Genomic DNA, 8145 nt, shown 5'->3' with positions numbered 1-8145 from the left:
CCCGGACGGCGCGCCCACGACCGGGGGGGGGCCCGCGCCCATGGGCCCCCGCGCCGCCGTCGTACCTGCTCAGGAGTTGGGGCGCTTGCCGTGGTTCGCGCCGCTCTTCTTACGGGCCTTCTTCTTACGGGCCTTCTTCGCCATGCTGACCTCCTCGTGATGGTCGGATCCCTGCGACCCTCGGCGCCGGTGCACGCACCGGTCCTCCCGGCGCCCGGGTCCGACCCGCTGATGCTAGTGCGGCCGGCTCCCGCCATCGTCCGCCGGGGCCGTCGTCACGAAGGGGATTCCGCCGATTCGGCGATGTCTCGTGGCCGCGCAGCGCGGTGTCGACCGCTCCCCGCCCGCGGGTCGCCGTCGCATGATTGGATACGTCGGCAGACAACCGCGAGAGGGAGGGCCGGGACATGGCCGAGGAGATTCGTGCCGAGATGGTGGCCAACGTCTGGAAGGTCGTCGCGACTGCCGGGGACACCGTCTCCGAGGGGGACACCCTGGTGATCCTCGAGTCGATGAAGATGGAGATCCCGGTGGTCGCCGAGTCCGACGGGGTGCTCACCCAGCTCGCGGTCAACGAGGGTGACGTGGTCCAGGACGGCGACCTGATCGCGGTGATCGGTTGACCGGCCCGCTGGTCCGCCCGGCGACCCCGGCGGACCACGCCGCGGTGGCCCGGTTGACGGTCGCCGCGTACGAGGCGGACGGCCAGCTCAAGGGCGAGCACGGGTACGCGGTGACGCTCGCCGACGTCGCCACCCGGGCGGAGCACGGCGAGATCCTGGTGGCCGTCGACGAGGTGACCGGCGACGTGCTCGGCTCGGTGACCCTGGTGCGGCCCGGATCCCGGTACGCCGAACTCTCCGGTCCGGGCGAGGCCGAGTTCCGGATGCTGGCCGTCGACCCGGCAGCCCAGGGCCGGGGTGCGGGAGAGGCGCTGGCCCGGGCCTGTGTCGACCGGGCCGCGGCGCAGGGCTGCACGGCGGTGATGATCTGCGTCCGGGACGGTATGGCCGCCCCGGCGCGCCGGCTCTACGAGCGGCTCGGCTTCGTGCGGGCGCCGGAGAAGGACTGGTCACCGGCGCCCAGGGTGGAGCTGCTGGGACTGCGGCTGCAACTGCCGGCGCGATCCTGAGACGACCGTCCCTGGCGCGTCGATCCGGCCCGTCGGGCCGGGCCCGTCAGTGCTGGTCGTCGTCCGGGGTCTGTTCGCCGATCCGGGCGAGCAGTTCGTCGGCGACCTCCAGGGCGATCTTCTTCCGCTCGTCGTCGGTGATGTGCGGGGCGCGGACCGCGAACCAGCTGCTGTGCACGGCGAAGAGCGTCAGCGCGGCACGCAGCTGGGCGGCGGGGGAGTCGTCGCCCCGGCAGAGCTGGTCGGCCAGCCCGAGCATCCGTTCGCGCATCTGTACGCCGGCCGAGAGGCTCTTGAGCACCGTCTGGTTCTGCTCGAAGAAGCGCATCACCGAGGGCAGCTCGCTGGCGAACATGGCGTCGGCGTACCGGTTGATCAGCGTCCGCCGGGTGGCCAGGGTGGCCGGCTGGGACCGGGCCCAGGCGATCAGCTCGTCCATCCGGCGCAGCCGGTCCTCGACGAAGCTGTTGACGATCTCGTCCTTGCTCTTGAAGTGGTAGTAGAGGGCGGCCTTGGTCACGTTCAGCCGCTCGGCGATCTCCCGTAGCGAGGTCTTCTCGTACCCCTGCTCGGTGAAGAGCTCCAGCGCGACGGCCTGGATGCGTTCCCGCGTGCCGCCTGTGCTCTCCCTCACGCCCACCACCCAACTCGCTTGACGGTTTTCTGCTGTCCAACTTACCGTGCGGCTAGTAAGGTGACTAGCCGGGCGGCAAGTAAGTGCGACACATCTCCGGGGGAGCTTACCCATGACTCAGGAAACACAGGCGGCGGCGAGACCCAACGTGCGGGTCGTCCTATTCGGCCTGATGATCGCGATGATGCTCGCGATGCTCGACAACATGATCGTCAGCACCGCGTTGCCGCGGATCGTCGGCGAGTTCGGCGGCGTTGACCACTTCACCTGGGTCGTCACCGCCTACGTGCTGGGCACGACGGTCTCCACCCCGATCTGGGGCAAGCTCGGCGACCTCTACGGTCGCAAGGCGGTCTTCCTGACCTCCGTGGTGATCTTCCTGATCGGGTCGGCGCTCTGCGGCATGGCCGGCTCGGCGATGCTCGGCGGCCCCGGTGACGGCATGGTCGAGCTGATCGCCTTCCGCGCGGTGCAGGGCCTCGGCGCCGGCGGCCTGATGGTGGGCGTGATGGCGATCATCGGTGACCTGGTGCCGCCCCGCGAGCGGGGCCGCTACCAGGGCATGATCGCGGGCATCATGGCCATCGCCATGGTGGCCGGTCCGCTGGTCGGCGGCTTCATCACCGACAACCTCTCCTGGCGCTGGGCGTTCTACGTCAACCTGCCGCTCGGCGGTGTCGCGCTGCTGGTCCTGGCCACCACCATGCACCTGCCGAAGTACCGCACCGAGCACAAGATCGACTGGCTGGGCGCCGCGCTCCTCTCGGTCGGCATCACCGCGATCGTGCTGGTCACCACCTGGGGTGGCAACGAGTACGACTGGGGCTCCCCGCAGATCCTCGGCCTGGCGGTGCTGGCCGTGGTCGCCCTGGTCGCGTTCGGGTTCGTCGAGCGCCGGGTGCCCGAGCCGATCCTGCCGCTCGGGCTCTTCGCCAACCGCAACTTCGCGCTGATCTCGGTGATCGGCTTCCTGCTCGGCTTCGCGATGTTCGGCGCGATGAACTTCCTGCCGCTCTACCAGCAGACCGTGCAGGGCGCTTCGGCCACCAACAGCGGCCTGCTGCTGCTCCCGCTGATGTTCGGCATGCTGGTGGTCTCGCTGGTCGTCGGCCGGGCGATCACCAGCAGCGGCCGGTACCGGATCTTCCCGATCGTCGGCGGCGTGGTGATGACCGCCGGCATGTTCCTGCTCAGCCGGCTGGACGTGGACACCAGCAAGGCCCAGTCCTCGCTCTACATGGTCGTGCTCGGCGCGGGCATGGGCTTCCTGATGCAGACCTCGATGCTGATCGCGCAGAACAGCGTCGAGCAGAAGGACCTCGGCGCGGCGAGCGGCGGAGCCACCTTCTTCCGCTCCATCGGCGGCTCGTTCGGCATCTCGCTCTTCGGCGCCATCTTCGCCAACCGGCTCGCCGACTCGCCCGCCGGCGGCGCGTTCAGCGGCGGCGAGGGCCAGGGGATGGACCTGTCGAAGCTCAAGGAGTTGCCGGTGCAGGCCCGCGAGGTCGTCCTCGGCGGCCTCTCCGACGCCATCTCGCACGTCTTCCTGTGGGCGGTGCTCTTCACCGTCGCGGTGCCGGTGCTCGCCTGGTTCATCAAGGAGGTCCCGCTGCGGACCAGCAACGACGCCCCGCCGGGGGACGTCACGCCGGAGGAGCAGGCCGAGACCGCGCTCGGCAAGGCCCCGGTGGCCTGACCCGTTGTCCGGCCGCGGCCGCGTCGTCCCTCCCCGGGTACGGCGCGGCCGCGCCGCGTTCCGGGGGAAGGGCTGCGGGTCAGGGGCGGCGCAGGAGCGCGGCCAGGCGGGCCCAGAGGCGGGCCAGCGCCCCGGGGCGGGGCGCTCCGGCCGGCCCGGCGCCGACGATCCCGTGGGCGAGCGCCGTGGCGGCCGGGTCCAGCGCCGGGGTGGCCAGCGCCAGGTGGGCCAGGGAGATGACGATCGGCACCGGCCGGACCCGGGCCACGGTCACCGCGTCGGCGAGGCGTTCGGCCACCACCTGTGCCACGTCGGCACGGACTTCCGGGTCGACCCAGGCGGCGCTGACCAGGGCGAACAGTGCCGCCTCGGTGATCCAGTCCTCCACACCCCAGACCAGCTCCACCAGCACCCGGCGCCGGGTCGAGCCCGCCCACGGCTCGTCGGTGCGGTGGTGCAGCAGACCCAGGCAGGCCCAGACCTGCACGCAGCGCACCCAGAGCGACGGGTCCTGCCCGGCCAGCACCCGACCCAGCGCGGTCGGCGGCGCCTCGGGCGGGTGGACCAGGAGCCCGAGCAGGTCGGCGAGTTCCACGGTGGCCAGCCCGACCGCCGCGTCGTACGCGGCCGGCGGGTGCGGCCACGCCGGGTGGGCGAGCTGGCGTACCCGCTCGACCGCCGCCGACGAGGGAACCGGCAGGGTGGGCGCGGCGGTGGTGCCGTCGTACCGCCAGAGCTGGCAGGTGCTGGCGCGGCGCGGCTCGCGCGGGTCCGGGTCGGCGACCCCGGCCACCTCCACGTCGAGCCCGGGCACCGCCGCCGCCACGGTACGCATCGCGCTCGGCGGCTCCAGCGCGTCGAGGCGTATGGCCCGGCCGGGCGTGCCGTCGGCGGCGAGGGCGCTGCGCAGCACGTCCACCAGCACGCCGGCCGCCGGGGTGACCTGCCCGAGCCAGGGCCGGCTCCGGCAGGACTCGGCGAGGTCGCCGTGCTCGTGACTGTCGTCGGGGTGGTCCCGGACGAAGTCGGCGAGGGCGACCAGGTGCGCCACGTCGCCGTCGCGGAGGAACCGCAGCCGGTGCGCGGTGTGCACCGCGCAGTCGAAGTCCGGGTCGCGGGCCAACGCCCGGTCGGCCCACTCGATGGCCTGGTCCAGCCGCCCGGTGTCGGCGAGGGTGCCGGCGATGTCGGCGTAGACCGCAAGGTCGTCAGGGTCGTGCCCGATGGCCCGTTCCAGGGCGGCCAGCGCGTCCCGGGTCCGGCCGGCGCTGCGGTAGGCGTACCCGAGCCAGACCTCGCCCAGTTTGGAGGGCTCCGCGCGTACCCCCCGGCTGGCCCAGGTGACGGCGAGGGTGACCTCGCCGAGGCGCCGGGCCAGCGCGGACGCCGCGCCCAGCAGCAGGCCGTGCCGCGGGTGCGCGGCGACCGCGTGCCGGGCCAGGGTGAGGTACGGCCGCCCCGGCCCCCGCAGGGCCCGGGGCGCCGGGTCCGGCACCGCCGCGCAGACCTGCATCAGGATCCGGGCCGTGCGGTCCGGGTCGAGCCGCCGCGCGAGCTCGGGCGCGGTCACCCAGGGCACCCCGGCCCAGTCGACGCCCGGCGCGTGCCCGGTGGCCGCGACCAGCAGGTCCAACCCCTCGGCCGGGCGGCCGGCGGCGGCGAGCAGGTGGGCGCGGGCCACCACCGACCCGACGAACGCGCGCTGACCGAGCGGGAACAGGTCGAGGTCGCCGCCGGAGACCGCCCCGATCCGGGTCAGCGTCTCGTGCACCTCCGGCAGGGTCGGTGCCTGCGCCAGGGCGGCGGCGAGGTGCCGGGCGGCATGCGCCAGGTCGCCCTCGTCGAGCGCCCGTCGGGCGAGGACGAGCTCCTCCTCCGGAGGCAGCGCGGCGTCTTCACGCTCCTCGGTCACGTCGGCCTCTCGCTCGTCGATTGCAGGGCTGGGCAAGCCTAGGGGATGCTGCGTCGATTCGGTGATCCACTGCGCATTGCTGCGCGTACGATTGCTCGGATGTGAGAAACAGTGCAAGACTGAGCATGAAACGCGCGGAAACCGCGCAGGAGGGGAGCTTCCGTGACGCGTCCTGGGGCCGGCATGGCCGCCGACATCGACGAGCAGCCGGCCGGATACGACCGGTTGCTCTCCGCCGAGCACGCCGGGGAGATCGCCCGGATCGCGGCGGCCGTCGCGCAGCGGCGCCCCCGGCACGTGGTCTTCACCGCCCGGGGCACCTCCGACCACGCCGCCCTCTACGGGGCGTACCTCACCGAGATCCGGCTCGGCCTGCCCGCCGGGCTCGCCTCGCCCAGCACGGTCACCGTCTACGGCGCCCGCCCCGACCTCTCCGACGCGCTGGTCGTCGGGGTCAGCCAGAGCGGCGGTTCCCCCGACCTGACCGAGGTGCTGCGCGCCGCCCGCGCCTCCGGCGCGCTCACCCTGGCGGTCACCAACAACCCGGACTCCGCGCTGGCCGGGGTCGCCGAGCTGAGCCTCGACATCGCCGCCGGGCACGAGCGCGCGGTCGCCGCCACCAAGACGTACACCGCCGAGCTGCTCGCCCTGCTGATGCTGGTCGAGGGCGTCCGGGCCGGCGACGGCGTGCTGCCGGCCGAGGAGCGCGCGGCCCTGGCGACCCTGCCCGAGCTGGCCGAACGCACCCTGGCCGACCCCACCCCGGCCCAGCTCGCCCCCCGCTACCGCTTCGCCGGCCAGCTGGTCACCACCGGCCGGGGGTACGCCTACCCGACCGCCCGGGAGGCGGCGCTGAAGCTGATGGAGACCTCGTACCTGCCCGCGCTCGCCTTCTCCGGCGCCGACCTGCTGCACGGCCCGCTCGCGATGACTGACCCGGACGTGCCGGTGCTGGCCGTGGTCGGCTCCGGCCCGGGCGGCCGGTCGATGGGCGAGGTGCTGCCCCGGCTCGGCGAGCGCCGCGCCGACGTGGTGGTGGTCGGCTCCGCCGAGGTCGAGGGGGCCACCCGGATGGCCGTCCCCGAGGTCGACGAGCGCTACGCCCCGCTGCTGGACATCCTGCCGTTGCAGCGGCTGGCGCTGGCGCTGGCGTTGGCCCGGGGCGAGGACCCGGACGCACCGCGTGGTCTGAAGAAGGTCACCGCGACGATGTGACCTCCGGCGTGGCACGCTGTGGGCGTGTCCACGCTGCGCGACCTCGCCGAGGAGCACACCCAGCTCCGCCCGGCCGACATCGACCACCTGCACCGGATCGCCGGGGACTGGCAGCTGCTGTCCGACCTCTCCTTCGCCGATCTGCTGCTCTGGGTGCCGGTGGACGGCGACGGGACGTTCCTCTGCGTGGCCCAGGTCCGCCCGACGACCGCGCCCACCGCGTACCTGGACGACCAGGTGGGTCGGATCGTCGGCGGGCCGGAGGTGGCGCACCTGGAGGTGGCCCACCGGCAGGGCCGGATCTGGCGGGAGGGCGACCCGGTCTGGTACGGCGACGTGCCGGCCCGCCACGAGGCCATCCCGGTCCGGCTGCGCAGCACCGACGGGGAGCACGGCGAGGTGATCGCGGTGGTCGGCCGGGACACCAACCTCTCCACCGCCCGGACGCCCAGCCAGCTGGAGCTGAACTACCTCACCACCGCCGACGACCTGGCCCAGATGATCGCCGACGGCACCTTCCCGCCGCCCCGGCACCCGGGCGAGACCACCTCCGCGCCCCGGGTCGGCGACGGACTGGTCCGGCTGGACGCCAACGGCAAGGTCACCTACGCCAGCCCGAACGCCCAGTCGGCGTACCGGCGGCTGGGATACGCCTCCCATCTGGTGGGGGAGGACCTGGCCAAGCTGCACCGTCGGCTGGCCGGCGACCCGCTCGAGGGCACCGACGCGGCGAACGGCATCCTCGCCGCGCTGCGCGGCGAGGCGCCGCCCCGGCGGGAGATCGACGCCCGGGGCGCCACCATGCTCACCCGGGCGCTGCCGCTGATGCCCGCCGGAGTGCCGATCGGCGCGCTGGTCCTGGTCCGCGACATCACCGAGGTACGCCGCCGTGACCGCGCCCTGATCACCAAGGACGCCACCATCCGGGAGATCCACCACCGGGTGAAGAACAACCTGCAGACGGTCGCCGCCCTGCTGCGCCTGCAGGCCCGCCGGGTCTCCATGCCCGAGGCCCGGGTCGCCCTGGAGGAGTCGGTCCGCCGGGTCGCCTCGATCGCCCTGGTGCACGAGACGCTCTCCATGTCCAGCGACGAGGCGGTCGAGTTCGACGGCATCGTCGACCGGGTGGCCAGCGCGGCCACCGAGGTCGCCGCGACCGAGGTGTCGGTGGGCATGCGGCGGACCGGCAGCTTCGGCGTGCTGCCCGCCGAGATCGCCACGTCGCTGGTGATGGTCCTCAACGAGCTGCTGCTCAACGCCGTCGAGCACGGCTTCCCGCCGGGGGGCGAGGACGGCGCCGGCCCCGCCCCGGAGGGCGCCGCCGCGCCGCAGGTGGTGGTCTCCGCCCACCGGTTCCGCAAGCAGCTGCACGTCTCGGTCACCGACAACGGCCGTGGCCTGCCGGCCGAGTTCGACGCCGACAAGGGCGGGCGACTGGGTTTGCAGATCGTCCGGGCCCTGGTCACCGGCGAGCTGCGCGGCTCGATCGAGCTGCGCCAGGGTGCCGCCGGAGGGACCGAGGCCGTCCTGGTGGTCCCGCTGGCCAAGGCCTGACC

8 protein-coding genes are annotated in these 8145 nt (G+C 73.7%); 5 read left to right on the top strand and 3 right to left on the bottom strand.

Annotated features, from left to right (window positions below; genetic code table 11):
- Positions 1-69: 69 nt before the first annotated feature.
- Complete coding sequence (locus tag V6U81_RS29190) at positions 70-144, bottom strand: 50S ribosomal protein bL37 (RefSeq protein ID WP_369700219.1); 75 nt, start codon at positions 142-144, stop codon at positions 70-72.
- 263 nt (positions 145-407) lie between these two features.
- Here V6U81_RS29190 and V6U81_RS15950 point away from each other — a divergent pair, with 263 nt between their 5' ends.
- Both V6U81_RS15950 and V6U81_RS15945 read left to right on the top strand, forming a co-directional pair.
- Positions 408-623 (top strand): biotin/lipoyl-binding carrier protein, encoded by a 216-nt coding sequence (locus tag V6U81_RS15950; RefSeq protein ID WP_334490111.1) that lies wholly within the window; start codon positions 408-410, stop codon positions 621-623.
- The gene (locus V6U81_RS15945; protein WP_334490109.1) at positions 620-1132 is read left to right on the top strand and encodes a GNAT family N-acetyltransferase; all 513 of its coding nucleotides are present in this window, start codon (positions 620-622) and stop codon (positions 1130-1132) included. Before V6U81_RS15950 ends, V6U81_RS15945 begins: the two co-directional genes overlap by 4 nt.
- Before the next feature lie 46 nt (positions 1133-1178).
- Here V6U81_RS15945 and V6U81_RS15940 read toward each other — a convergent pair whose 3' ends face one another.
- Positions 1179-1772, bottom strand: a complete 594-nt coding sequence (locus V6U81_RS15940) for a TetR/AcrR family transcriptional regulator (RefSeq protein WP_334490107.1) — start codon at positions 1770-1772, stop codon at positions 1179-1181.
- Positions 1773-1878: 106 nt separating this feature from the next.
- On the opposite strand from V6U81_RS15940, the gene V6U81_RS15935 reads away from it, so the two are divergent.
- Positions 1879-3462: an MDR family MFS transporter gene (locus V6U81_RS15935; protein WP_334490104.1), complete on the top strand. Its 1584-nt coding sequence runs from the start codon at positions 1879-1881 to the stop codon at positions 3460-3462.
- A gap of 79 nt (positions 3463-3541) precedes the next feature.
- Here V6U81_RS15935 and V6U81_RS15930 read toward each other — a convergent pair whose 3' ends face one another.
- Complete coding sequence (locus V6U81_RS15930; protein WP_334490102.1) at positions 3542-5374, bottom strand: tetratricopeptide repeat protein; 1833 nt, start codon at positions 5372-5374, stop codon at positions 3542-3544.
- 183 nt (positions 5375-5557) lie between these two features.
- Here V6U81_RS15930 and V6U81_RS15925 point away from each other — a divergent pair, with 183 nt between their 5' ends.
- Positions 5558-6589 (top strand): SIS domain-containing protein, encoded by a 1032-nt coding sequence (locus V6U81_RS15925; protein ID WP_334490125.1) that lies wholly within the window; start codon positions 5558-5560, stop codon positions 6587-6589.
- A gap of 24 nt (positions 6590-6613) precedes the next feature.
- The gene (locus tag V6U81_RS15920) at positions 6614-8143 is read left to right on the top strand and encodes a histidine kinase N-terminal domain-containing protein (RefSeq protein WP_334490099.1); all 1530 of its coding nucleotides are present in this window, start codon (positions 6614-6616) and stop codon (positions 8141-8143) included.
- Positions 8144-8145 lie beyond the last annotated feature (2 nt).

It is taken from the genome of Micromonospora lacuserhaii, from assembly GCF_036902735.1.
Classification (GTDB): Bacteria; Actinomycetota; Actinomycetes; order Mycobacteriales; family Micromonosporaceae; genus Micromonospora.
Note: the sequence above shows the minus strand (reverse complement) of the source record. Positions and strands in the feature narration are given on the sequence as shown.

Excerpts from the sequence above, each read along its gene's own strand:
- V6U81_RS15950 (WP_334490111.1), top strand. The coding sequence starts at position 408 with ATGGCCGAGGAGATTCGTGCCGAGATGGTGGCCAACGTCTGGAAGGTC.
- V6U81_RS15935 (WP_334490104.1), top strand. The coding sequence starts at position 1,879 with ATGACTCAGGAAACACAGGCGGCGGCGAGACCCAACGTGCGGGTCGTC.
- V6U81_RS15925 (WP_334490125.1), top strand. The coding sequence starts at position 5,558 with ATGGCCGCCGACATCGACGAGCAGCCGGCCGGATACGACCGGTTGCTC.